Below are 23,270 nucleotides of genomic sequence, written 5' to 3'. Positions count from 1 at the left end.
GTACCACGACCAGTGATTGTGAATACGTCTTCCACAGGCATCAAGAAAGGTTTGTCAGTATCACGAACTGGAGTTGGAATGTAGGAGTCTACAGCTTCCATCAATTCGTCAATTTTAGCTACATATTGAGCATCGCCTTCCAAAGCTTTCAACGCAGAACCTACAACGATAGGTACTTCGTCGCCAGGGAATTCGTAGGAAGAAAGAAGTTCACGAACTTCCATTTCTACCAATTCGATCAATTCTTCGTCATCAACCATGTCAGCTTTGTTCAAGAATACTACGATTGCAGGAACACCAACTTGGCGAGCCAACAAGATGTGTTCGCGAGTTTGAGGCATAGGGCCGTCAGCTGCGGAACATACTAAGATAGCGCCGTCCATTTGAGCTGCACCAGTGATCATGTTTTTAACATAGTCAGCATGGCCTGGGCAGTCAACGTGTGCATAGTGACGGTTAGCAGTTTCATACTCAACGTGTGCAGTGTTGATTGTGATACCACGTTCACGTTCTTCTGGAGCTTTATCGATCATGCTGTAATCTTGGAAGTCAGCTTGGCCTTTTTCAGCCAATACTTTTGTGATTGCAGCTGTCAAAGTAGTTTTACCATGGTCAACATGACCGATTGTACCAATGTTAACATGCGGTTTCGTACGTTCAAATTTTTCTTTTGCCATTAGGATTGTATCCTCCTTCACAAAAACAAATTACATTCTAGTATTAATATAATATATTAACCCTAATTTATCAATGGAATATAAGATTCCCTTATACATTATTATACCATATATAGAAAAACTTCTAAAAATACAAATATTCTTCTAAAATAAAAAAACTGACAAATGTAATCCTTACACTCATCAGCTTCAATTTGTATTTTATAAAGAAATAAAAAAATCCTCACCAATGTGAGGTTTAATGGTGGCGGCACACGGATTTGAACCGCGGACACACCGGGTATGAACCGATTGCTCTAGCCAACTGAGCTATGCCGCCATGTATGGAGCTAGTGACCGGGATTGAACCGGTGACCTTATCCTTACCAAGGATACGCTCTGCCGACTGAGCTACACCAGCACAATGAACGATCATTTCACTGTGAATTTTTGTGGTTGCGGGGACAGGACTTGAACCTGCGACCTTCGGGTTATGAGCCCGACGAGCTACCAACTGCTCCACCCCGCTATAAATGGTGGAGGGAGAAGGATTCGAACCTTCGAAGTCGAAGACGGCAGATTTACAGTCTGCTCCCTTTGGCCGCTCGGGAATCCCTCCAAAAATAAAATGGAGCTGGCGATAGGAATTGAACCCACAACCTGCTGATTACAAGTCAGCTGCTCTACCAATTGAGCTACGCCAGCATCATTACGACAAGATGTATTTTATCATCCGCCTCACTAAGTGTCAAGAACTTTTTAAAAACTTTTTTTAAAGTTTTTTCGTTCACTGCGGTATCCCTTAGTGCTTAATCATAATAACATGAAACGATACCCTATGCAAGTATTTTTTCTAAACTTTTTAAACTTCATTTTTTCCTCATCGGCAATCATAGATAAAGATAGATAATTGCTAATATAGCCACTATTATCCAATAGTACCAATTTAAATGAACACTTCAAACACATCGGCATGGGCACCTTCAAAATTAAGCATATGCCCAATAATAATCATATGCCCTGTACTAGATACAGGAATACATTCTGTTATACCTTCTATAACACCTAAAATGAGGGCAATTACATATTGGTCCATGATATCACCTGCCTTTTATATGCAGTCATAACTCATGGCAATATATAATGCCCTCAGCAATCAATATAACTCTATTAATCAATAACCATAACACGATCAGGTTTAGTGATTGTCACTACCGCATGTTTTGGATCATTATTGTGTTCTAAGTACAATTGATCACCTTCGAGATGACCACGCCAACCTACAACAATCGGATATGTTTTACTAATAGTCTTTAATAGTTCAAGAGGATTTAAATTTAATATCGGTGCAAACAATACATTAATACCATCGATAAGAACAACTTCTGTATCACTGCGACTTAATGCACGACGAATTACTTCTTCTGCAAGTTGTGGCCTTTCATCACGAGGTACTAATAAAAACTCTTCTTCAATAAGTTGTTTTGCCTCTAAGTACTTCCAACCTTTTTGTTCAGATAATTCACGAATTAACAAACTTTTACCAGAACCAGGACCACCAACGATAAACAATATGCGTTCATCATCACCTTGAATTTGTTCCCAACGTTCTCTTACATCTTGAACTGTAACCATATCCCTTGCCTCCTCGCTGTAACCGTTCCTACTTAACGGGACGGTCAGATAACATAACGGATTTGATATATTGGTTTTTATCATCTAGGGCAAACTGCAAATATGAGTCGCTTGCCGCTGGATTTTTATATTCATATACAGTAGATGTGCCCGCATTTGTTGTAGATTCAACAATACGAGTAGGCATACCATATACAAAGAGCAATAAGTATTTAGTATCCCCCATCGCAATACCGCGACGAGTAGGTGTGTAAATATTTAATAGAACACGATTGATGAGATTTTTTTTATCAACACTCACGCCATATTCGTTATACCCAATAAATGTGGACCCAAACAACATACCTTGATGTTTCCAATCATTATTGGGATCATTAACAAAATAATCATTTAATTTATAGCCGCGCAACACAAAATCATCAGCAGTCAATTTACCTGCTTCAAAATCATATACTGGAGCTTTAGGCAATCCAAATCTTGGCCATACTTGCCCACTAATCATATCAACAGCCTCTACATTGCTTTGTTTGATGGTGAAAGCAATATATTCTTTCTGTTGTCCTAGCATAGATTGTTGTTGGCTATTATTATTTGTATTCTCTATCGAGCTATTAAATTCCTTTTTTCGAGACCATGAATTTTCGGAATGACCTTCATATAGGAAGATATAACTTTCATTTTTCAAATCACGCCACATCGCAATAGGGCTACCATAGGCAAATACCAATTCCATGCGTGTACTACCAACACCAATATCGCGTACAGTGTGGACGCCTTTTTTCGTACTATGAATATTAGTAATAGTATTCGGTTCAAAGAAATAAGTAGCCCCTTGACCGCGTAATTGATTATTTACTAAACGCTCTTGAGCAGGTCCCGTATAAACGGTTACCTCCAAGTCTTTCATATAGTACGTCGTAAAGTTATCTCGAACCACTGTTTTTTCAACATCTTTAGGCGCTACAAACTGATCTCCTAAACGATACCCATCAATAGCATAATCATCTTCAGACCCTAACGCTGGCAAATTATTAGCCGTATAAGACTTACCAATATCAGCCAAGTTATTTTGCGTTACGCTAGGCAACGGGCCTTCATTTTCGCTAGCCGCTTGCCAAAACTGTATGGAATCACCAAACTCGGTAACCGCCATTTGTTCAGCTAGCCATCCTGTTTTAGTGCTTTCCTTTTTTATCTTTGTATCGATTTTGACAGCTTTAATCGGTGCATTATCTATATACGCAACAGACTCAGCCGCATCAGTTCCCGCTGCTTCTACAGTTGTCTTTTCATCCATATGTGCAACATCATTTGCACTTTCTGTAGATTCCACCGCAGTTTGTTTCACAGTCGAAATAGCCGGCTCTGCTGCATACCCTACCGATGTAGCAGATAAGCCTACTAGAAGTGCCGCTACGATGCGGCTCTTAATAGAATGATTCATCGATTACTCTCCAATTGCGCACGCAACCATGTCAACCATGGCTCTAGTCCATTATGGGCCGTGCAACTTACTTCAAAAATCTCTCCTGTTGGATTCAAATTACGTATATCTTGTATGGCCTTATCTTTTTTGAAAGGTACATACGGCAATAAATCTATCTTATTAATGAGGATAGCCTTTGACTCTTTAAAGATTAATGGGTATTTAAGAGGCTTATCCTCACCTTCAGTAACAGATAATACAGTTACCTTCAGGCTTTCACCAATCTCAAATTCTGCAGGGCATACAAGGTTGCCTACATTCTCGATAATGATCATATCCAGTTCATCAAGATTTAAATCACCCAGTGCATCTTGAATCATTTGTGCATCAAGATGGCAACCTCCCACTGTGTTGATTTGAATAACAGGAACGCCTAATTCATGAATTCGTTCCGCATCCTTAGCAGTAAACAAATCACCTTCAATAACAGCAAGGCGGTAATCTTTTTTCAAATCATGTAAAGTTGCCTCTAACAGAGATGTTTTACCAGCCCCTGGAGAACCTAATAGATTAAATACAAAAATATTTTTTTCCTTAAACAACTGTTGTAAGGACTCTGCAATGGCATCATTTTTTGCCAATACATTAGTTTTAACTTGAACTTGCATGTCCTAACCTTTCTATCAATCGATATCCATGGAGGTCACTTGTAGTTCGCGGCCACCAATGGTTTGTACGAAATGACTGTCACAATAGGGACAGATAAACTTATAATTTTCTACAGGAAATGTTTTATCACAATCCAAGCACTTTCCTTCAATAGGAATTGTGTTAATTTCTATACGAGAACCTTCTGCGGCAGTCCCCTTTGTAACGGCTTCCCAGCAAAATAGGAGAGAATCTGGCTCTACTCCACTCATGAGGCCCAAATCGAGTTGAACGGAATGGATCACAGATGCATCGTGTTGGCGTAACGTATCGAGGGCTACATCAAGTATGCCTTCTGCTATAGACATCTCATGCATAGTATGCCTCATATACAGCTTCAAGCATCATAGTAGTCGTTACAGAGCCTACACCACCAGGCACTGGAGTAATTGCAGACGCAATATCTTTTACTGCTTCATAATCAACATCGCCTACCGTCTTACCTTCTAGTTCATTAATGCCTACATCGATAACAACAGCACCTGGCTTAATCATATCTGCTGTAATCATATGAGCACGACCCGCTGCAGCAATAACGATATCGCCTCGTTTTACTTGCTCTCCTAAATCAGGAGTTCTGGAATGACAAATTGTAACCGTACCATTTGCACCGAGAGTCATAAGAGCTACTGGTTTACCGATAACTTGGCTACGACCAACTACAACTACATGTTTGCCTTCCACAGGAATATCATAGTGACTTAAAATTGCCATGCACGCCTTTGCTGTACAAGGAGCAAAGCCACCTTTGCCAGCAGTTACAAGACCAATATTGTACGTAGTTAAACCATCGATATCTTTTTTAGGATCTAGCATATCGATAAGCGCCTCAGTATCAATATGTTTAGGCATCGGCATTAACGGCAGAATACCATGGACTGCTGCATCATTATTTAAAGCTTGTAATGCTGTAACGACTTCATCCTGTGTAGCCGTTTCAGGTAATTGTTTTAATACAAAACCATAGCCAAAATTCTTTGCTGTCTTTTCCATAAATGTAGCATACATATGAGCGCCGTGGTCTTCACCAACAAGTAATACTGCCATAGTAATTACAGAGTCGCCTACTGCTGCAACTTTTTCTTGTAAAATCGCCTTGTGAGCATCTGCTACTGCTTTACCGCGTAATTCAATCATGTATATCTCCATTCATTCAAACTATCTATAAAATAAGGTGCCTCCGGAGAGGCACCTAAGTCTCTTATTCTATTATATAACGAACTGTCTATAATTTCTAATTATGACCGAATTCGTTTTATCTACGGAAATGAACAGTAATTGCTGTACCAGCCTGAACAGTTGTACCGCTACTTTCATCTTGAGATGTAGCCGTACCAGTTCCATCCGGTTTAAAGGCAAGTCCCGCCTTATGTAACCAATCACGCACTTCACCATAGGTAAAACCAGTAAAGTTAGGCAATGTAACAGAACCATCACTTCCCGGTTTTGGTTCAGGTAATGTATTAGCAGCTTTAACAGCTACTGGTGTACTTTCTTTAACATACGGACTCATTTGGTAATACCGTACAAGTTGAGATACGATGTCCTTAAATACAGGGGCTACAATTTGACTACCATAATAAGAACCCTTTTGTGGGTCATCAATAACGACAAGAACTACAAATTTTGGATCCTCTACAGGGCCAAAGCCAATAAAGGACGCAATGTATTGTCCGTCGAGATAACCGCCATGTTTGGTATCTAGTTTTTGCGCCGTACCAGTTTTACCGCCGAAGTGATAACCTTCTACCATCGCTTTTGTACCGCCACCTTCGGATACTTCTTTTTCTAGAATATCTACAATGGTTTTAGCGGTTTCCGCCGGAACTGGTTGTCCCACAACAGATGTTTCAGTCGTACTTGTAACATCGCCTTGAGAGTTACTATAAGACTTGATGATATGTGGTTTCATCATAGCCCCACCATTAGAAAGTGCACCAAAGGCGCGAACCATTTGTAATGGTGTAACCGCAATACCTTGACCGATGGACATAGTCGCAACGTCTAGCTTACTCATATCCTCTGGATTATACAAAATACCTGCTCCTTCACCAGGCAATTCAATACCTGTTTCAGAGCCAAAGCCATAATCACGTATATATTTCGAGAGAATATCTGCACCTGTTAATGTACCAATTTCAGCCATACCAGTATTAATAGAGTACTTCAAAATATCTAGCAAACGAACAGGACCATATCCCTCACCATTCCAGTTTCTAATGATATGTCCATTGGCAGCGAAGGCCCCTTTATCGTTATACACAGTGTCTAACTTCCACTTGCCTGCTGCAAGAGCTGCAGATGCAATGATAGGTTTGAATGTAGAACCTGGTTCATATAAATTGGTAACCGCAATATTTTTGAAAGCCTCTTCACCACTTTGGTTGTAGTTATTAGGATCATAACTTGGACGATTGGCCATCGCTAATATTTCGCCGGTCTTTGGATCCATAACGATAACGCTCGCATGCTTAGCTCCTGTATCAACCATCGCCTTATCAAGAGCGCGTTCTGCAATAAATTGAATTGTTGCATCGATGGTTAAGGTTACGCTTTTACCCTTATCTGGTAAAAATTTAGATAGTACGGAACCAAATATGGCATTCCCTTTATTATCAGTAGCTACAATTTCTTGTTGTACGCCCCCCTTTAATTCGTCATCAAGAACCATTTCTAGGCCATCAAGACCTTTATCATCAGTGCCGACAAAGCCTAATACTTGAGCCGCTAAGACACCATTTGGATAATAGCGCTTAGATTCTTCAACGAAATTAAGGCCTGCAATATTATTATCCTTAATAACTTGTTGTACCGCTTTTGATTTGTCTGCATCCATCATACGATTCAACCAGACAAAGGCAGTATCCTCTTGCAAAGCTTTCACAATATTCTCTTTTGACATCGCTACATAGGGCGATATGAGATCCGCAATCTCTTGAGGAGACTGTTTAATCATCTTCGGATCTGCATATAAAGATTTTGTAACTACACTCATCGCCAAAGGCTTGCCATTACGGTCATAGATTGTACCGCGCGGCGATTGTAATTTTCTATCCACTTGAACTTGTAATAAGTTTTTCTTCTCTAGGTCAAAGGTATCAAAGACCTGTAACTGTGCTAAACGCCCGATAAGGACGAAGGCAACGGTCATGAGTATGGCAAGGCACCACGTAGTGCGACTCCAATCGCTCATGCGTAATAACGCTTTATTTAATAACTTCATCATTTCTCCACTGGACGGCGTAACTTATGGTCTAATGCATCATATAATGCATCTGGTTCATTGGGAATCACCCCATTTTGTACCTGACCTAATAAATACTGCAATCCTTCCCCCACTTTTTTCCCTGCAAGCTTAATAACTCGTTCGTCATAATTTAAATCCTTTGTATGGATAGGCATCTCTAGGCTAAGATCTGCCATACATTCACCAAAGGCTAAGGTACCATCAGTCGATGCATAAGGCTTCCCACAGCCTAACACATCGGCAGCACAAACCTTAGATAATTGCTCCCATGCAGTTCGCATAATTTGACTATCTCGAAACTCACCGCTACGAGCCTCTTTACGGATCCACTTTTTCTCATTAGCTTCCCCATTTTGTACAAAATAATGAAAGCGCATATGATTTTTTACAATCCAAGCTACTCGGCGCACAAAAGCCTTAGGATAACCTAAACGAGTAAGCAAGGATTCTGTCATCTCAGCACCTAATGTATCATGGCCACGATCTGTCAAACGTCCGTTAATAACAGCTCGTACAGCCGGCATACCCTTTGCTACATCGTGTAACAGTGCACCCCAACGTAATATTAAATCTGGTTCTGTATGAGATACAACGGCTAATGTATGATACCAACCATCAAATTCGTGAAAGTCTTTTTCTTGTGGTAAATTCACAAGATGGTATAGCTCTGGTAAAATAGGCACTTCACGAGCGACGCCATTTTCTACAATGCGACAAGAGCACTCGGCCAAGCGAGATTGTACTAATACATCAAGGCCCTTAGCCACAGCGGGCTCTAACATGAGTCGGTCCAGTTCACTACGAACTCTCTCGAGAGATAACCCAGGCACTCGATGAAATGCCTTTGGCATAGCTTCTAATAAATCTTTGCTAGGTAAGAAATCTAGCTTTGCCACAAAGCGGCATGCTCTAAATAATCGCAATGCATCTTCTTCGAAGCGTTGCTGTGCATTGCCAATGGTTCGCAATGTCTTATGCTTGATATCTCGGCGTCCCCCTACTAGATCTATAACCTCACCAAAACGATTCATAGCCATGCCATTGACCGTAAAGTCACGACGCAACACGTCTTCCTCCAAGGTATCGGCATAAGCGATTTCTTCTGGTCGATGACTATCCGCTCCATATCGTTCAGTGCGATACGTTGCAATTTCATATTGCTTTCCTTCTAGTGTAGCCACTACTACACCAAAGGATTTTCCTACTAAATCTGTCGTTTGAATATCTTGACTTCGTAGGACTTCAATTACCGTATCAGGACGTGCAGACGTCACAATATCAAAGTCATGAGGCTTTTGATGCATCAAAATATCGCGCACTGCTCCGCCAATGATATAGGCTTCATAACCGGCTTCTTCTAATACAGTCAATATTCGATTGGCTTGTTCCATCATACACACTCCTTTCTGAACTAGTCTAATCTTTATTTTACTACAAATGAAAGCATGAAAAAAGTGCAATCCTATAAGGATTGCACTCGTTCTGCAATAGCTGTACCCGTCGGTGTTACCGCAAGGCCGCCATCACTTGTTTCACGCAATGCTGCTGGCATAGCGCGCCCGATATTATTCATTGCTTCAATAACTTCATCTGGTGGAATTTGACTTTCAATATTCATCAAAGCCAATTCAGATGCAGTAATGGCATGAACTGCATAGAAACCATTACGTTTGACGCACGGTACCTCTACAAGCCCTGCTACTGGATCACAGGCAAGGCCCAATAAGTTTTTCATACACAATGCGATAGCATGTCCTACTTGACGAGGCGTACCACCCATCATTTCTACAATGGCACCGGCAGCCATACAAGCGGCCGTACCAATTTCTGCTTGGCATCCGCCAACGGCACCGGCCACACAAGCGCGATTCGCTACGACATTGCCAATGCCAGAGGCAGCCAAGAAGCCCTTTACCATAGTTGCTCTATCTAGCTTGTAATGATCCGCTACTGCTTTCATCGCACCAGGCATAACACCACAAGATCCAGCCGTAGGGCACGCAACAATGCGGAACATCTTTGCATTTGCTTCATTAACAGCAATAGCATAGGTCATAGCCTTGTACGCAATATCACTCATAAATCTTGGTGCTTGTCCATTAAGCTGTGCCGCCTGACCGCCGGACATACCAGACGCTGTTTTTTCTGCATAGTCTATACCATCTTGAATAGAACTTTCAAAGATGTCTAAACGATGCTCTATTTCACGAATAACCGCGTCTTCACTGCGGTCATAATTCTCTAATTCATAACGCAGTACTACATCGCCGAAGGAAATATGATTCTCCTCAGCTAAGCGAATAATATCTGCAATTGTATCATATGCATAACTCATCATTCGCCCTCCTATAACGCTTCAAAGGTCATGACATCTTGAATGCCTGGACACTCGCGCATAAACTGAACGGTAATAGGATTTACTACTGTATCTGTAGTAATGACCATCACTGCATCCTTGTGCTTACCCTTCCGAAACACGCGCATGGTAGCGATATTAATATCGGACTCACTCAATGCTTGGCTCACCAAAGAGATAGCGCCAGGTCTATCTTCATGGAATACAACAAGAGTAAACTCATCGCCAGTAATAGACATATCATTGCCATCGACTTCGGTAATCATAATTTGACCGCCACCAAGAGATCGACCAATCACAGTCATATGACGATTATGTTCATCGTACATATCAAAACGAACTACATTAGGATGACCTACATCAAGAGGAGACTCGATAAAGTTATACTCCATGCCCTCTTTTTCAGCTAATTTATGAGCAACACGAATATTCGTATCATCCTCTTTAAAACCTAATAAGCCCCCAATCAAGGCACGGTCTGTACCATGGCCTTTATAGGTCTTAGCAAAAGAGCCATATAAGGTTAAATCCACCTTTTTAGGTGTGGAACGGAAAATACACCGCGCCATCTTACCTAGCCGCGCAGCACCAGCTGTATGCGAACTAGACGGGCCAATCATAACAGGCCCTATAATATCAAAAATACTATTCATACACGCCTCTATATACACATAAACAATGTGAAAATCTTACTTTACCTATAGTATAACAATCGATATTGATAGATGTCTATATGCACATTAGCGATATATTTGTATGCATAAGGAGGACTCCCACCTCCTTCCCTAGTACTATTTAGGTGAAAACTATCAAAAGAATAGTATATTGATGGGACGCCTTCTTATCTACAGTTATAAAAAGGAAAGACTATACTTATGCAGTGACATCAGGTCACGAGGAGCAAAGAAGTATAGTCTTTCCTTTTTAACTAGGTTGTAGATACAAAACTGGGCCCCATCAATATACAGCCCCTAACAGATAGTTTTCACAAAATAGTAAAAAACGCACCTAAGGATAACCCTAGGTGCGTTATTTATAACAACAGTCCTAAATCATAAAAGAGAGGGGATGTAGGACTGTAGTTAATAAGTTAATGGATCCTATTAGCCCAAGATAGCTTTCATGTCAGCTTCTGGAGTTGTAATTGGATGTAATTGGAATTTTTCTACCAAAATGTTCAATACATTGCTGGAGAAGAATTTAGGCAAGGAAGGTCCGATGTAGATGTTGCGGATACCCAATGCCAACAATGTTAACAAGATACATACTGCTTTTTGTTCGTACCAAGACAATACCAATGTTAATGGCAAGTCGTTTACGTCACATTCAAATGCACCAGCCAAAGCTACTGCTACTTGAATAGCGGAGTAAGCATCGTTACATTGACCCATATCAAGGATACGAGGGATACCACCGATTTCGCCGATGTTAAGGTCGTTGAAACGGAATTTACCACAAGCCAATGTCAATACTACTGTATCATCTGGAGTTTGTTTTACGAATTCTGTGTAGTAGTTACGGCCTACTTTAGCACCGTCACAACCACCTACTAAGAAGAAGTGTTTGATTGCGCCAGCTTTTACAGCGTCGATTACTTTATCAGCAATGCTCAATACTGTACCATGACCAAAACCAGTAGTTACTTCGTGACCACCGTTGATACCAGTGAATTCTTGAGCTTCTTTGTAGCCGCCCAATTCGATTGCACGGTTGATAACTGCGGAGAAGTCTTTAGTACCGTCTTCTTTTTCTTCGATGTGTGCACAGCCGTCGAAACCTACCATATCTGTAGTGAAGATATTTTCTCTGTAGTTTTCTTTTGGTGGCATAATGCAGTTTGTAGTGAACAAGAATGCGCCAGGAACGTCAACGAATTCTTTTTGTTGGTTTTGCCATGCAGTACCGAAGTTACCTTTTAATTGAGGATGTTTTTTCAATTCAGGGTAAGCGTGGCAAGGCAACATTTCACCATGAGTATAGATGTTTACACCTTTACCATCAGTTTGTTCCAACAATTGTTTCAAGTCGTGAAGGTCATGACCAGTTACAACGATGAAAGGACCTGGTTCTACAGTCAAAGGTACTGTAGTTGGTACTGGTGTACCGTAAGATTCTGTATTAGCTTTATCAAGAACAGCCATACATTTCAAGTTGATTTCGCCGAATTCCATCAAAAGACCAAGCCATTCTTCAGCGCTGTGATCTTTCGCCATTTCTACTAAACCTTTAACGAACCAAGCGTCAACGTCAGCATCATGGAAACCAAGGCGAGCAGCATGCCATGCGTATGCAGCCATACCACGCATACCTAACAACAATGTGGAACGAAGAGATACGATATCTTCTTCACCTTTCCACAATTGTTCCCAATCGAAGTTTTGTTGAGTGCTGTCCACTTGTGCATGGTAAGCGTTTACTTCGTCGATGAACGCTTGAACGCGATCTTCAGAGAAGTTAACGTTTGTTACACACATGAACAAACCACGCATTAAATAATCGATACCTTCTTTAGTGTGGCCTTTTACGTCTAAAGCGCGAGCCAAGCCAACTAAAGCAGCAGTTAATTCGTCTTGTAAGTTAGCAACTGGTGCAGTTTTACCACATACACCTTGTACAGTACAGCCGCCTGGTGCAGCAGATTGTTCACATTGATAACAGAACATGCTCATTTAAAATCCTCCTTTGCGAGACTTCCTCGCATTCAAGCTAGATAATATAAAACCTATACATTACACTGATGAATTATCAGGTGTCTGATTGATTACATTTGAAAGTATAACGTAAAGGTGATACAATTTCTGTAGCTTGAGCAACAAATAAAAAACTTTTTCAAAATTTTTACCTAGCTCCCCTTGTGGAACAGGTAGGTCATTTGACCTTATACTATTATTATACAATAATCATTTAAATTTACTATAGACTTCGTCACATCGGAGGTGCTCATGAAGCAAATACTTTCAAATGATATTATCAACCAATATCTACCTACCCTAATTAAATGTCCTTTATTTAATAAGCTGGGCGAACCTGAACTACGCAGCTATTTACATAATGCGAAGGTTATTGTGCATAGCTATAAGAAAAATGATTTTATTGCCCTCTCTGGGGATCCTATGGAAGGCATTGGGGTTATTCTCGAAGGCAGTGCGTTACTGACACGTGAAAATGTTATGGGCCAACGCGTTATTATGGCTAATCTTGAACAGTCTGATATTTTTGGTGAAGCATTACTATTTAGTAAACAACCATTATGGCCTGCTACGATTAAAGCCACAAAGGTTAGTAAAATTATGTTCATTCCTCTTGAAACATTTATTGATACATTGCCTGATTGCCAACAATGCCAAACCAAAATCTTGTCCAACCTATTGGAGGACTTGTCTGAAAAAGCAATTCTCCTCACAAGAAAGGTTCATTATCTTACCTTGAAAGGTATGCGCGAGAAGATTTTCGCATACTTAACAGACATTTATAAACGTCAACAGTCTACAACAATCCATTTGCCACATAACCGTGAGCAAATGGCAGAGGTACTCAATGTATCTCGCACAGCACTTAGCCGCGAACTCGGCCGTCTAAGAGATGAAGGCATTATCGATATTACAGGCCGTACAGTAACACTAAAAGACGTGGAAGGAATCGAAGAATTCGGTTTTAATAGCTTCTAGCATATCTTTTAACCTATACTAAAACTAAAAATATACAATAAACGTAAAAATGTCTCCCTAGATAATCTAGGGAGACATTTTTGTATACGATTAGTATTTCTTTACTATTAATTCTTTACTATTAATTCTTTAGTATTAGTTCTTTAGTATTAGTTCTTTAGTATTAGTTCTTTACAATTAATTTTACACATCAGAACCAATGAGATAAATCGAATTCTTCACCAATCGTAGCTTTCACATGAGCACGACCTAAATATAGGCCAAGTAATGTTAAACTGATTTTAGACATAGGCGTATGATCAAATACATCTGCTAAATCTAAGAGAACTGGAGAAATATCATCCATAATATCACGTGCTTCTTGGCCTCTGAAAGCAGTCGGTTTACTCTTCATAAGAGCAATGAGATCTCGTTGTACCATAGAATCGGAAATGCGAGTTTGTCTAAAGAATCGTGGTGCTAAAGACTCATCAACCAATGCCAATTTATATAGATTGGAGTTCAAGCTACGTACTACATAGCGCGGATCCACACCATGACCGTCGGTAGCACGGAAGAGTTCCTCCTTGGAGAAACCACGATAATTGAACACGAATGGATAAGAATTGGATAATACTTGGGCTAATGTAATCGGTTCACGTTCCTCTTGTGTACAACGTAAGTAATCTAATTGACGGTAGAAAGAATTATTTTGAGGTAAATCAGAAATAAATGGCTCAATATATTTCTCTACATAATGTTGGAAATGAATTAATCCATAATTATTAGAGTTTCTAGAATATTGTAGCAATAGTGTCAATGCCATGACTTGGAAATGACCTAATGTCAAGTGTGGCAATACACGTAACGCATCAAAGGCTACAAGGTACGGAGTACTAGACTTAGGTGATTGTACTACATCTAAGAACGCACCTAAGGCGGCGGATTTCATCCACTCTGTATTCGTCGCAGCATAAGCCTTTTGCATACTCATCAATGCTTCTTGAATAACAATATTATCAAGAAGTGCGTTGACTTCAGCTAACTTTGTAATATTAAGAGCGGCTAATGCATCTCTTGTAATAGATTCCACATAATGTTGTGTATCTCCATGCAACACGCCGAAGGCATGAACAAATGGCGCCATTGCCAATTCAATACATTTATCTTCATGTGCCGCTTTAGCCCATTGCCCTGTTGGTACCTCTTCTTCAACCATACTAGCGGCTGCCAATTGAGCCTCTATTTCAGAAGCATCAAACAAGCGTGTTTCATCCAATACAGATGGGCCTTCTGCTGTTTTAATCTCATCGACACCACCAATCATTTGTGTAGCCTCAATGTGTTCTGCTTCATCAGCTTCAAGAGCCTCTACAGATTCACCCATAGCAATCGTATCCTCTACAGAATTAGCTCGATTGCGTAGTTCATCTGTAACAGCATCAAGAACAATAGTCTTATCCATCAATGGAGTGGCATGATGCTCACCATTGGAGAGTCCCACATCAGAAACTGCAGTCATTACAATAGTTTCATCCATACCATGTTCTGTCGAATTATATTCTGTATTCTCTAGAGAACCAGAATTCTCTGGAACAGTTTCATGCAGGATAGATTCAGCAGGAACAGATGTATCTTGAATAGGTTCTTGTCCTTTTAAATCAGCTTGACCTGATTTAGTCTCAGTCTCGTCTGCATGATGACCTAAGGCCAAGGAATATCCTGTATCGGAGTTTTCCACATGTAATTGATTACCATCTCGTCGGTTATAAGATGTATCTTCATCAGTTACCATAGATTCAGAAGCATTATAATCTTCATTATCCTCTAACACAGAGGCCGTATACACATTGGTTCCACCTTCATGTGTAACAGTTACATCGCCTACCCTAGATTCATTAACGGACTTTTCTCTATGATGTTCACCATCAGACTTAGTAACAGAATTATCACGATGCTCATGTTTAGCTTGGCTTTCACTATCATTACGATTAAAAACGGCGTAACAAATGGCAAAAAATCCAAGCGCCACAACAGCTAATACAAAATATGGTATTACGTTTGACATACTATCCCCCTACATCAACGCTTCATTATATGCAGCACGTTCACCACCAATGCTCTTAGGTCGAACACGACAAGCAGTTACATGAGCCTCACCAATTTCTTTAATACTGAGGCGCACTGGTACAGTAACATGTTTCATATGCATACCTATGAAAGTGTCCCCGATGTCGATGCCTGCATCAGCTTTAATAAATTCAACCATCACTGGATCGTCAAAACGTTCATAGGCAGTAACAGCCATGGCTCCACCTGCATGACGTTGAGGTACTACATTAACCTCTTCCTCCCAAGTTACTGCACTACGTTCCATAACAAGAGCTCGATTAATATGCTCACAGCATTGAACGGCCAAATTAAGACCTTTAGCTTTAACAGCTTTATATATTTCATCAAATAGGATCTGAGCCACATCAATGTGGGAATCAGTGCCAATTTTCTTACCCATAACTTCGCTAGTGGAACAACCCACCACGAATAATTGACCTTCTCGAACCTTTGCCAAATCTAGCAATTCAGCCATCGCTGTACGCACTGACTGACGAATAGTTTCTACAGAAGTCATGATATCGCCTCACTCACTTTGAATGTATAAATCTATATGTATATTATCACAAAATGGACAGAATCGGTAGACTTTACTCTACTAAACAAAAGTGAATCTAACATAATAATATATAAACTATAAAAGTAATTTCATATATTACCATCATACTAATAAACAATGTAATAATCATTAAATATATACATGTACAGTGATAATTATTGAATCTCTATAGATAAAAAAGAGGCTTGCATTAGCAAGCCTCTTTCAATCACTCAGCGGTGATATTAGATTTTTCTATAAGGTTTTTGGCCTTGTTCGTAGAAGTTGTTACCTTCAGTATCGCCAACTACGATGCAAGGGAAATCTTCAACTGTCAATTCAGCCAAAGCTTCTGGACCAAGTTCACCATAAGCAAGTACTTCGTATTTTTTGATGGATTTTGCAATCAATGCTGCAGCGCCACCAACTGCTGCGAAGTATGTGCAACCATTTTTCTTCATGGATTCAACTACTGCTGGTTTACGGGAACCTTTACCGATCATGCCTTTGATACCTTGATCAAGCATTGTTGGTGTGTAAGCATCCATACGACCAGAAGTTGTAGGACCAGCGGAACCAATTGGGTCACCAGGTTTTGCAGGTGTTGGTCCAAGGTAGTAAACGAATTTGTTAGTCCAATCGATTGGTAATTTTTCGCCACGTGCTAAAGCTTCAGTCATAACTTTATGAGCAGCGTCACGAGCGGAGTAAATTTTGCCAGTGATAAGAACGCTATCACCAACTTTTAATTTACGGGAAAACTCTTCATTATATTCTTCAGTATTAATGCGAATTGTTTCAGCCATTGTAATTACCTCCTACCGATTAAAGTACTACGTGTTTATGACGAGCAGCATGACACATAATAGTAACAGCAACAGGAAGGCCGGCGATATGAGTTGCACCCCATTCGATGTTTACACCGATACAAGTTGTTGTGCCGCCCAATTGTGGACCGATACCAGTTTTGTTAACCATTTCCAAAATTTCTTCTTCCAATTTTGCATACTCAGGATCTTTGTGAGGAGTGCTAATATCGCGAAGCAAAGCTTTTTTGGACATAACAGCTGCTTGGTCCATAGTACCACCAATACCAACGCCAAGTACGATTGGAGGGCATGGGTTAGGGCCAGCATGTTTTACGATTTCAAGAACTGCATTTTTAACGCCTTCAACGCCATCTGCAGGTACCAACATAGCTACGTCAGATTTATTTTCAGAACCGAAGCCTTTAAGTTCTACGTTGATTTCTACTTTATCGCCAGGAACGATATCGATGTAGATGATTGCAGGTGTGTTGTTTTGAGTGTTTTTACGGTTGAACAATGGTTCTGCTACAACGGATTTACGAAGGTAACCTTCTACATAACCTTGAGCAACACCTTCATTGATAGCTTCTTTAAGATCGCCACCAACGAAATGAACATCTTGACCTACTTCTACGAATACCAATGTCATACCAGTATCTTGGCAGTATGGACGATCTTCAGCATCAGCAATTTCTGCATTTTTGATGATTTGATCGAGAACGATGCAACCAACTGGAGACTCTTCTGTTTCACGGCCTTTTTTCAAGCCTTCATAGATGTCTTTTGGCAAGTGGTAAGCTGCGTCCATACACATTTGACGGACTGTTTTTGTGATTTCAGATACTTGAATCTCGCGCAAGATAATCCCTCCTCAGGAACATAGTTGAATATTAATTCTAAATTACCGTGAGATAACTTTTAACTCTCAAGTGTATAAGACATATGTTTCTCATACACATCGAGATTAACTCTATGCATCAATCGTAACACACAACATACATGCTTTCAACGGCTTAACTATACAGTTTTCTCAATGCTTTTTCATGTTTTGAGAATTATTTTCATGAATATCGCTGTATATATTTCGGTATTTCAATAGTTCTTTTTCATCATATTTTTGACTATAAAAACTATATTTTCAATGTGATAAAAGTCATAGTTAATCATAGGTTGAAAGAATTTTTATACCCTATATCTTAATCCACTTTTAGAGGCCAAAATTAGGTTGAAATCACCGTATAAATGCAGAGTATATCTAAGATGATAAATACACTTTCAGACTACTTGATATTATTTTTCAAATAAAAGGTTTAAACTTTTTTGTAATGCATATGTATACCGATTATATTCAATATACTTATATTGCTAACTCTTAGTAAAATATCCCTCAAGATATCTCTATAAACACAGTATTTATCTGTGTTTATTCATTTATATAGATTATATTAATTTTAATGACTTACTTATCAAAATTTTTAATAATTGATTTTTTGTATAACGTTATGTGTTTTAGTCATAGTTAACATCTTTTGATTTATAGTAATTTTAAAAAAAACGCTTGCTTTTATAATTAATCTAACATATAATAACAATCGTACCATTCCTCGATAGCTCAGTTGGTAGAGCAATCGGCTGTTAACCGATCGGTCGTAGGTTCGAGTCCTACTCGAGGAGCCATTCTGGCCCGTTGGTCAAGCGGTTAAGACACCGCCCTTTCACGGCGGTATCCCGGGTTCGATTCCCGGACGGGTCACCATATGGACGATTAGCTCAGCTGGGAGAGCGCCTGCCTTACAAGCAGGATGTCGGCAGTTCGATCCTGTCATCGTCCACCAGACCTAGAAGCAAGCATAAAGCTTGCTTCTTTTTTTTGTATATGTGATATAATAGTACCAGTTGTTTTGTTTGTGAATTTTAAAGAGTCTTATTTAGAGGAGGAACTATGTTTCATACATTCGGACGCTATAAACGTTCGCTACTTACAGTACTAGGTGTACTATTGGCATCTACACTCGCTACAGCAAGTGCTGCCACTATTAATATGAGCCAGTTAACATCAAATACCGCTCAACCGGTAGTCATTAACTCTATGCCATCCAATATAGATACGACTACCCCTACATTACAAGCCGATAATAATGGTCAACCTATTTTGAAGGTTGCAAATACACCTGTTTCAACTCCAGTTGTTGGAACACCTGAAAAAGCGACTATCAATACTTCTAATTCTAATTATGATGGTCACTTAGATAATTTCCCTAGTCGCAAAGTTACAATTGTTGTACCTGCAAAATTGCGCAACGAAAACACAGCCCAATTAGGTCGTTACATGACAGACCGTCTATCTAATACGCTTAAGTATCCATACTATGATACAGCAATCGTAAGTACTAATACGCCAACAGCTGAAATTAGAGCTGTTGACCTTGCACAAATTGCAGCTGCACAAAATTCTGAAATCGTTATTATGCCTGTACCATTACAAGACGTATATGTACAAATCAATGGTGTTAATAGCCCATATACATATAATAATGATGATCGTGAAATGTACATCGCCGCAAAGGTAAATGCACTTTTATATTATTACGATGTGAATGATCAAGTAATTCACACTGTACGCAGTGGATTCAATCAAACTGATGATTCCTTAACAATGCCAACACATAAGGCTGTATGGAACAAAGTTATGACTGTATTACTTGATAAATTACCGTATAAACGTATTCCAACAGACCGTGACCGCTATCAAGCGCCTGGCATCAACTCTGAATCTCCAGTTGTACTTGACTTCCAAGTAGAACAACCTAGAAATACTGCTTACTCCTTAAAAGGTGTTAGCGTATTATAAGAGACACTAAAAAGACCGTTAAGCAATTGCTTAACGGTCTTTTTGTATTCACCTATTAACGATACATAACTTAGTGAATCAAGCCGATTAATCTAAGTTGATGCTCTGTAAAACCAGCATTTCTTAAAAGTGCAGTAAATGAACTACGGAAGGAATCAGATAAATCGCTTACGTAATAAATTGAATCATCATCTTTTGCACTTGCTGTACTTGTATTAGTAGTCGCAGCATATTTAGCATTATCAGCTTCATTTTGTTTAACCATGTTAGCTCTAAAAGCATCATTTGTAGGAGTTTCTACTGGTGGACGAACCGAGTCAGTATATTTATAACCATAAGATGCGTCTACATGTGTTCCTAGTGTAGATGCACCAAAACAGCATGCTAATACAGCAAAAGCAATGAAAGATTTTTTTGATACGTTCATTAGAAAACCTCCAAATTAACACAATAAGTCATTAAATTTAAATGACAAATTTTAGTATAAGTAGATGACCTTAATGTTAGATGAGTGTTTCCTATAAACAAAATGAAATTCTATAGAAAAAGGCTAGCCATAGGGCTAGCCTTTTATTTTATAGTTGTTTAGTTACATGCAAGCGCAATAATGCACGTTGCAATGCCGCTTCTGCTCGCTCTACATCAATATCAGGTGTAGGATTAGATAACCGGCCTTCTGCACGTTCTTTTGCTCGACGAGCACGCTCCACATCAATGGATGATGGATCTTGGCAGTCTGGAGTTACAATACTCACCTTATTATGTTCGATTTCACAGAAACCACCAAATACTGCAAGTTCACGAGATGTTCCATCTGGTTGATCTATGCGTAACGGTGCTAAATCTAATGCAATGATCATAGGTGCATGATTTGGCAAAATACCAAATTGACCATCAATAGCTTTACCTACAAAGAATGTAGACTTGCCTTCAAAGACAATTGCATCAGGTGTGATTATTTGTAGGGTCATAGGTTCCGCCATGGATTATTCCCCCTTCTCTTGCATTTCCTTTGCTTTTTGAACGGCTTCATCGATGGTACCAACCATGTAGAATGCACCTTCAGGTAAATCATCATGTTTACCATCAAGAATTTCTCTAAAGCCTCTCAATGTTTCGGACAATGGTACGTATTTACCAGGAGAACCAGTAAATACTTCAGCTACGAAGAACGGTTGACTCAAGAAACGTTGAATCTTACGCGCACGAGATACAGTCAATTTATCTTCGTCAGACAATTCTTCCATACCAAGGATTGCGATAATATCTTGAAGATCTTTATATTTTTGCAATACTTCTTGCACGCCACGCGCTACTTCATAGTGTTCTTCACCAAGTACATGTGGGTCCAAAATACGGCTTGTAGAATCTAACGGATCCACCGCTGGATAGATACCAAGTTCCGCAATGGAACGAGACAATACTGTTGTCGCATCCAAGTGAGCGAATGTCGCCGCTGGAGCAGGGTCAGTTAAGTCATCGGCAGGTACGTATACAGCTTGTACAGAAGTAATAGAACCTTCTTTGGTAGATGTAATACGTTCTTGTAATGCCCCTACGTCATTAGCCAATGTAGGTTGATAACCTACGGCAGATGGCATACGACCTAAGAGGGCAGATACTTCAGAGCCCGCTTGAATAAAGCGGAAGATGTTATCGATGAACAAGAGCACGTCTTGTTTCTTCACATCACGGAAGTATTCAGCCATTGTAAGGCCTGTAAGACCTACGCGCATACGTGCCCCAGGTGGCTCATTCATTTGGCCATATACAAGAGCTGTTTTGTTGATAACGCCGGACTCTTTCATTTCGTTCCACAAGTCGTTACCTTCACGAGTACGTTCGCCTACGCCGGAGAATACGGAGTAACCACCGTGCTCTGTGGCAACATTGTGAATCAATTCCATAATTAATACGGTTTTACCTACACCGGCACCACCGAAGAGGCCGATTTTACCACCTTTTACATATGGAGCGATAAGGTCAACGACCTTAATACCTGTTTCCAAAATTTTAGTATCTGGAGAAAGGTCATCAAATTTAGGTGCTGGACGGTGAATAGGCCATTTTTCATCAGCTACAACTGGAGCTGGATCATGGTCTACAGTTTCACCCAATACGTTAAAGATACGACCCAACACGCCTTCGCCTACAGGAACCGCAATTGCAGCACCAGTATCTTCGGCATCCATATTACGGGTCATACCGTCAGTAGAGCTCATCGCAACACAACGTACAGTATCGTCGCCTAAGTGTTGCATAACCTCTACTACAATTTTTTGTCTATCATGTGCCTTATGATCATGGTAGATGTTGATGGCGTTGTAGATGCTTGGCAAATGACCAGCATCGAAGCGCACGTCTACAACTGGGCCAATGACCTGCACAACTTTACCAATATTATTACTCATCGACAAATGTCTCCTTATTTATTGCAAGGCATTAGCGCCACCAACGATTTCAGAAATTTCGTTTGTAATGCTAGATTGACGTAACTTGTTATATTCAAGACCTAAGGAATCAATGAGTTCCCCTGCATTATCTGTAGCAGATGTCATAGCGGTCATACGAGCACCCAATTCACTTGCTGCAGATTGCAACAATCCATTATAAACAGTAATCTCTAAATATTTTGGTAACAACGCCTCCAAGACAGATACAGCAGATGGCATGAAATCATACTCTTCGCCCTTTACCTCATCTTGTGGTTGCTCTATCGGTAACAAGCGCTCAGCCTGTGCAATTTGCGTCATAGAATTTACAAAACGTGTATAGATCATGATGACTTCGTCAACTTCATGACGTTCGTATAGTGAAAGTGCTTCATGCATAATGGCACGGGCATGTTCATAAGAAGGTTTATCAGAGAAGCCTGCATAGGACTTATCGATATGAATTCCTCTAGATTTCATGCTGTCTCTAGGCTTTTTACCTGCCGTGATAACACGGTATGTATCGGAAGATTTACCATGCAATTGTTCCATAGCAAACTTCAACACATTAGACGAGAATGCCCCTGCAAGGCCCTTATCGGCACCTATTACGATATAGCATGTGCGTTTTATAGGGCGTACCTCTAACAAAGGACTGCTAAAGCCTTCTAAATCACTATTAGACATATGACGCAAGATTTGCCCAATCTTCTCTGCGTAAGGACGAGTACCTTCCGCTTTTGTTTGCGCCTTACGAAGACGAGCAGAGGCTACCATCTTCATCGCTTTTGTAATTTGTTGCGTATTGGTAACACTTTTTATGCGTTTTCGCAAATCTTGTGCACTAGCCATA

Annotated in this window: 21 protein-coding genes, 8 tRNA genes and 1 pseudogene; 5 read left to right on the top strand and 25 right to left on the bottom strand. The window is 40.0% G+C overall.

Annotated features, from left to right (window positions below; translation table 11 throughout):
* The 17 genes and pseudogenes from ACWTVK_RS06285 to hcp form a co-directional block, all read right to left on the bottom strand.
* A partial coding sequence (locus ACWTVK_RS06285; RefSeq protein ID WP_456046290.1) for a GTP-binding protein occupies positions 1 to 677 on the bottom strand: 677 nt, incomplete at its 3' end.
* Positions 678 to 919: 242 nt separating this feature from the next.
* Positions 920 to 996: transfer RNA gene (locus tag ACWTVK_RS06280), tRNA-Met, on the bottom strand.
* Between the two features lie 5 nt (positions 997 to 1,001).
* Positions 1,002 to 1,077, bottom strand: a tRNA-Thr gene (locus tag ACWTVK_RS06275).
* Between the two features lie 32 nt (positions 1,078 to 1,109).
* Positions 1,110 to 1,185 (bottom strand) — tRNA-Met (locus tag ACWTVK_RS06270).
* 5 nt (positions 1,186 to 1,190) lie between these two features.
* Positions 1,191 to 1,275, bottom strand: a tRNA-Tyr gene (locus ACWTVK_RS06265).
* Between the two features lie 10 nt (positions 1,276 to 1,285).
* Positions 1,286 to 1,361 (bottom strand) — tRNA-Thr (locus tag ACWTVK_RS06260).
* 244 nt (positions 1,362 to 1,605) lie between these two features.
* Positions 1,606 to 1,752: pseudogene (locus tag ACWTVK_RS06255) on the bottom strand (undecaprenyl-diphosphate phosphatase); the annotation flags it as partial.
* Positions 1,753 to 1,826: 74 nt separating this feature from the next.
* The gene (gene brxF, locus ACWTVK_RS06250) at positions 1,827 to 2,291 is read right to left on the bottom strand and encodes a BREX-3 system P-loop-containing protein BrxF (RefSeq protein ID WP_005379848.1); all 465 of its coding nucleotides are present in this window, start codon (positions 2,289 to 2,291) and stop codon (positions 1,827 to 1,829) included.
* Positions 2,292 to 2,319: 28 nt separating this feature from the next.
* On the bottom strand, positions 2,320 to 3,735 hold the full coding sequence (locus tag ACWTVK_RS06245) for a hypothetical protein (protein ID WP_456046289.1): 1,416 nt from the start codon (positions 3,733 to 3,735) through the stop codon (positions 2,320 to 2,322).
* On the bottom strand, positions 3,732 to 4,385 hold the full coding sequence (hypB, locus tag ACWTVK_RS06240) for a hydrogenase nickel incorporation protein HypB (protein ID WP_456046288.1): 654 nt from the start codon (positions 4,383 to 4,385) through the stop codon (positions 3,732 to 3,734). Before hypB ends, ACWTVK_RS06245 begins: the two co-directional genes overlap by 4 nt.
* A gap of 15 nt (positions 4,386 to 4,400) precedes the next feature.
* Entirely contained in the window at positions 4,401 to 4,742 is a 342-nt protein-coding gene (gene hypA / locus ACWTVK_RS06235; protein ID WP_005385455.1) for a hydrogenase maturation nickel metallochaperone HypA, read from the bottom strand.
* Positions 4,735 to 5,562: a bifunctional 5,10-methylenetetrahydrofolate dehydrogenase/5,10-methenyltetrahydrofolate cyclohydrolase gene (locus ACWTVK_RS06230; RefSeq protein WP_456046287.1), complete on the bottom strand. Its 828-nt coding sequence runs from the start codon at positions 5,560 to 5,562 to the stop codon at positions 4,735 to 4,737. Before ACWTVK_RS06230 ends, hypA begins: the two co-directional genes overlap by 8 nt.
* A gap of 118 nt (positions 5,563 to 5,680) precedes the next feature.
* The gene (locus ACWTVK_RS06225; protein WP_456046286.1) at positions 5,681 to 7,648 is read right to left on the bottom strand and encodes a penicillin-binding transpeptidase domain-containing protein; all 1,968 of its coding nucleotides are present in this window, start codon (positions 7,646 to 7,648) and stop codon (positions 5,681 to 5,683) included.
* Positions 7,648 to 9,066 (bottom strand): CCA tRNA nucleotidyltransferase, encoded by a 1,419-nt coding sequence (locus ACWTVK_RS06220; protein ID WP_456046285.1) that lies wholly within the window; start codon positions 9,064 to 9,066, stop codon positions 7,648 to 7,650. Before ACWTVK_RS06220 ends, ACWTVK_RS06225 begins: the two co-directional genes overlap by 1 nt.
* A 68-nt stretch (positions 9,067 to 9,134) precedes the next feature.
* A complete protein-coding gene (gene sdaAA, locus ACWTVK_RS06215) occupies positions 9,135 to 10,007 on the bottom strand; it encodes an L-serine ammonia-lyase, iron-sulfur-dependent, subunit alpha (RefSeq protein WP_456046302.1) in 873 nt (290 codons plus the stop codon).
* A gap of 11 nt (positions 10,008 to 10,018) precedes the next feature.
* Positions 10,019 to 10,681 carry an L-serine ammonia-lyase, iron-sulfur-dependent subunit beta gene (gene sdaAB, locus ACWTVK_RS06210; RefSeq protein WP_005385446.1) on the bottom strand — a complete coding sequence of 221 codons (663 nt, stop codon included), beginning with the start codon at positions 10,679 to 10,681 and terminating at the stop codon, positions 10,019 to 10,021.
* A 450-nt stretch (positions 10,682 to 11,131) separates the two neighbouring features.
* Positions 11,132 to 12,697: a hydroxylamine reductase gene (gene hcp / locus ACWTVK_RS06205; protein WP_303938575.1), complete on the bottom strand. Its 1,566-nt coding sequence runs from the start codon at positions 12,695 to 12,697 to the stop codon at positions 11,132 to 11,134.
* A 273-nt stretch (positions 12,698 to 12,970) separates the two neighbouring features.
* Here hcp and ACWTVK_RS06200 point away from each other — a divergent pair, with 273 nt between their 5' ends.
* Positions 12,971 to 13,696 carry a Crp/Fnr family transcriptional regulator gene (locus ACWTVK_RS06200; protein ID WP_105094196.1) on the top strand — a complete coding sequence of 242 codons (726 nt, stop codon included), beginning with the start codon at positions 12,971 to 12,973 and terminating at the stop codon, positions 13,694 to 13,696.
* A 190-nt stretch (positions 13,697 to 13,886) separates the two neighbouring features.
* On the opposite strand, the gene ACWTVK_RS06195 is transcribed toward ACWTVK_RS06200, so the two are convergent.
* From ACWTVK_RS06195 to ACWTVK_RS06180, 4 genes are all read right to left on the bottom strand, one after another.
* Positions 13,887 to 15,743, bottom strand: a complete 1,857-nt coding sequence (locus ACWTVK_RS06195; RefSeq protein WP_456046284.1) for an LPO_1073/Vpar_1526 family protein — start codon at positions 15,741 to 15,743, stop codon at positions 13,887 to 13,889.
* A gap of 9 nt (positions 15,744 to 15,752) precedes the next feature.
* Positions 15,753 to 16,304 (bottom strand): TIGR01440 family protein, encoded by a 552-nt coding sequence (locus tag ACWTVK_RS06190; RefSeq protein ID WP_105094198.1) that lies wholly within the window; start codon positions 16,302 to 16,304, stop codon positions 15,753 to 15,755.
* A gap of 266 nt (positions 16,305 to 16,570) precedes the next feature.
* Entirely contained in the window at positions 16,571 to 17,131 is a 561-nt protein-coding gene (locus ACWTVK_RS06185; RefSeq protein WP_005385442.1) for a Fe-S-containing hydro-lyase, read from the bottom strand.
* Positions 17,132 to 17,150: 19 nt separating this feature from the next.
* Positions 17,151 to 17,993, bottom strand: a complete 843-nt coding sequence (locus ACWTVK_RS06180; RefSeq protein WP_009660830.1) for a fumarate hydratase — start codon at positions 17,991 to 17,993, stop codon at positions 17,151 to 17,153.
* 742 nt (positions 17,994 to 18,735) lie between these two features.
* Here ACWTVK_RS06180 and ACWTVK_RS06175 point away from each other — a divergent pair.
* The 4 genes from ACWTVK_RS06175 (at position 18,736) to ACWTVK_RS06160 (ending at position 19,985) form a co-directional block, all read left to right on the top strand.
* Positions 18,736 to 18,811, top strand: a tRNA-Asn gene (locus ACWTVK_RS06175).
* 4 nt (positions 18,812 to 18,815) lie between these two features.
* Positions 18,816 to 18,890, top strand: a tRNA-Glu gene (locus ACWTVK_RS06170).
* Between the two features lie 3 nt (positions 18,891 to 18,893).
* A tRNA-Val gene (locus ACWTVK_RS06165) sits at positions 18,894 to 18,969 on the top strand.
* 107 nt (positions 18,970 to 19,076) lie between these two features.
* Entirely contained in the window at positions 19,077 to 19,985 is a 909-nt protein-coding gene (locus tag ACWTVK_RS06160) for a hypothetical protein (protein WP_456046283.1), read from the top strand.
* A 70-nt stretch (positions 19,986 to 20,055) separates the two neighbouring features.
* On the opposite strand, the gene ACWTVK_RS06155 is transcribed toward ACWTVK_RS06160, so the two are convergent.
* From ACWTVK_RS06155 to atpG, 4 genes are all read right to left on the bottom strand, one after another.
* Positions 20,056 to 20,412 carry a hypothetical protein gene (locus ACWTVK_RS06155; RefSeq protein WP_105084941.1) on the bottom strand — a complete coding sequence of 119 codons (357 nt, stop codon included), beginning with the start codon at positions 20,410 to 20,412 and terminating at the stop codon, positions 20,056 to 20,058.
* Between the two features lie 148 nt (positions 20,413 to 20,560).
* Positions 20,561 to 20,968: an ATP synthase F1 subunit epsilon gene (atpC, locus tag ACWTVK_RS06150; protein ID WP_287533466.1), complete on the bottom strand. Its 408-nt coding sequence runs from the start codon at positions 20,966 to 20,968 to the stop codon at positions 20,561 to 20,563.
* Between the two features lie 3 nt (positions 20,969 to 20,971).
* Positions 20,972 to 22,396, bottom strand: coding sequence for a F0F1 ATP synthase subunit beta (gene atpD / locus ACWTVK_RS06145; protein WP_105084942.1), 1,425 nt, complete (start codon positions 22,394 to 22,396; stop codon positions 20,972 to 20,974).
* 18 nt (positions 22,397 to 22,414) lie between these two features.
* On the bottom strand, positions 22,415 to 23,269 hold the full coding sequence (atpG, locus tag ACWTVK_RS06140; protein ID WP_105094202.1) for an ATP synthase F1 subunit gamma: 855 nt from the start codon (positions 23,267 to 23,269) through the stop codon (positions 22,415 to 22,417).
* Position 23,270: the final 1 nt, after the last annotated feature.

This window comes from Veillonella sp. Ser01 (genome assembly GCF_053850375.1).
The sequence above is the reverse complement of the archived record's forward strand: the minus strand, read 5'-3'. Positions and strand labels throughout refer to the sequence as shown.

Coding starts and splice junctions, on each gene's coding strand:
- ACWTVK_RS06225 (WP_456046286.1), bottom strand. CDS start 7,648: ATGAAGTTATTAAATAAAGCGTTATTACGCATGAGCGATTGGAGTCGC.
- atpD (WP_105084942.1), bottom strand. CDS start 22,396: ATGAGTAATAATATTGGTAAAGTTGTGCAGGTCATTGGCCCAGTTGTA.
- ACWTVK_RS06155 (WP_105084941.1), bottom strand. CDS start 20,412: ATGAACGTATCAAAAAAATCTTTCATTGCTTTTGCTGTATTAGCATGC.
- ACWTVK_RS06195 (WP_456046284.1), bottom strand. CDS start 15,743: ATGTCAAACGTAATACCATATTTTGTATTAGCTGTTGTGGCGCTTGGA.
- hypB (WP_456046288.1), bottom strand. CDS start 4,385: ATGCAAGTTCAAGTTAAAACTAATGTATTGGCAAAAAATGATGCCATT.
- hcp (WP_303938575.1), bottom strand. CDS start 12,697: ATGAGCATGTTCTGTTATCAATGTGAACAATCTGCTGCACCAGGCGGC.
- ACWTVK_RS06160 (WP_456046283.1), top strand. CDS start 19,077: ATGTTTCATACATTCGGACGCTATAAACGTTCGCTACTTACAGTACTA.
- sdaAA (WP_456046302.1), bottom strand. CDS start 10,007: ATGAGTTATGCATATGATACAATTGCAGATATTATTCGCTTAGCTGAG.
- ACWTVK_RS06190 (WP_105094198.1), bottom strand. CDS start 16,304: ATGACTTCTGTAGAAACTATTCGTCAGTCAGTGCGTACAGCGATGGCT.
- ACWTVK_RS06245 (WP_456046289.1), bottom strand. CDS start 3,735: ATGAATCATTCTATTAAGAGCCGCATCGTAGCGGCACTTCTAGTAGGC.
- sdaAB (WP_005385446.1), bottom strand. CDS start 10,681: ATGAATAGTATTTTTGATATTATAGGGCCTGTTATGATTGGCCCGTCT.
- hypA (WP_005385455.1), bottom strand. CDS start 4,742: ATGCATGAGATGTCTATAGCAGAAGGCATACTTGATGTAGCCCTCGAT.
- brxF (WP_005379848.1), bottom strand. CDS start 2,291: ATGGTTACAGTTCAAGATGTAAGAGAACGTTGGGAACAAATTCAAGGT.
- atpC (WP_287533466.1), bottom strand. CDS start 20,968: ATGGCGGAACCTATGACCCTACAAATAATCACACCTGATGCAATTGTC.
- atpG (WP_105094202.1), bottom strand. CDS start 23,269: ATGGCTAGTGCACAAGATTTGCGAAAACGCATAAAAAGTGTTACCAAT.
- ACWTVK_RS06230 (WP_456046287.1), bottom strand. CDS start 5,562: ATGATTGAATTACGCGGTAAAGCAGTAGCAGATGCTCACAAGGCGATT.
- ACWTVK_RS06220 (WP_456046285.1), bottom strand. CDS start 9,066: ATGATGGAACAAGCCAATCGAATATTGACTGTATTAGAAGAAGCCGGT.
- ACWTVK_RS06185 (WP_005385442.1), bottom strand. CDS start 17,131: ATGGCTGAAACAATTCGCATTAATACTGAAGAATATAATGAAGAGTTT.
- ACWTVK_RS06200 (WP_105094196.1), top strand. CDS start 12,971: ATGAAGCAAATACTTTCAAATGATATTATCAACCAATATCTACCTACC.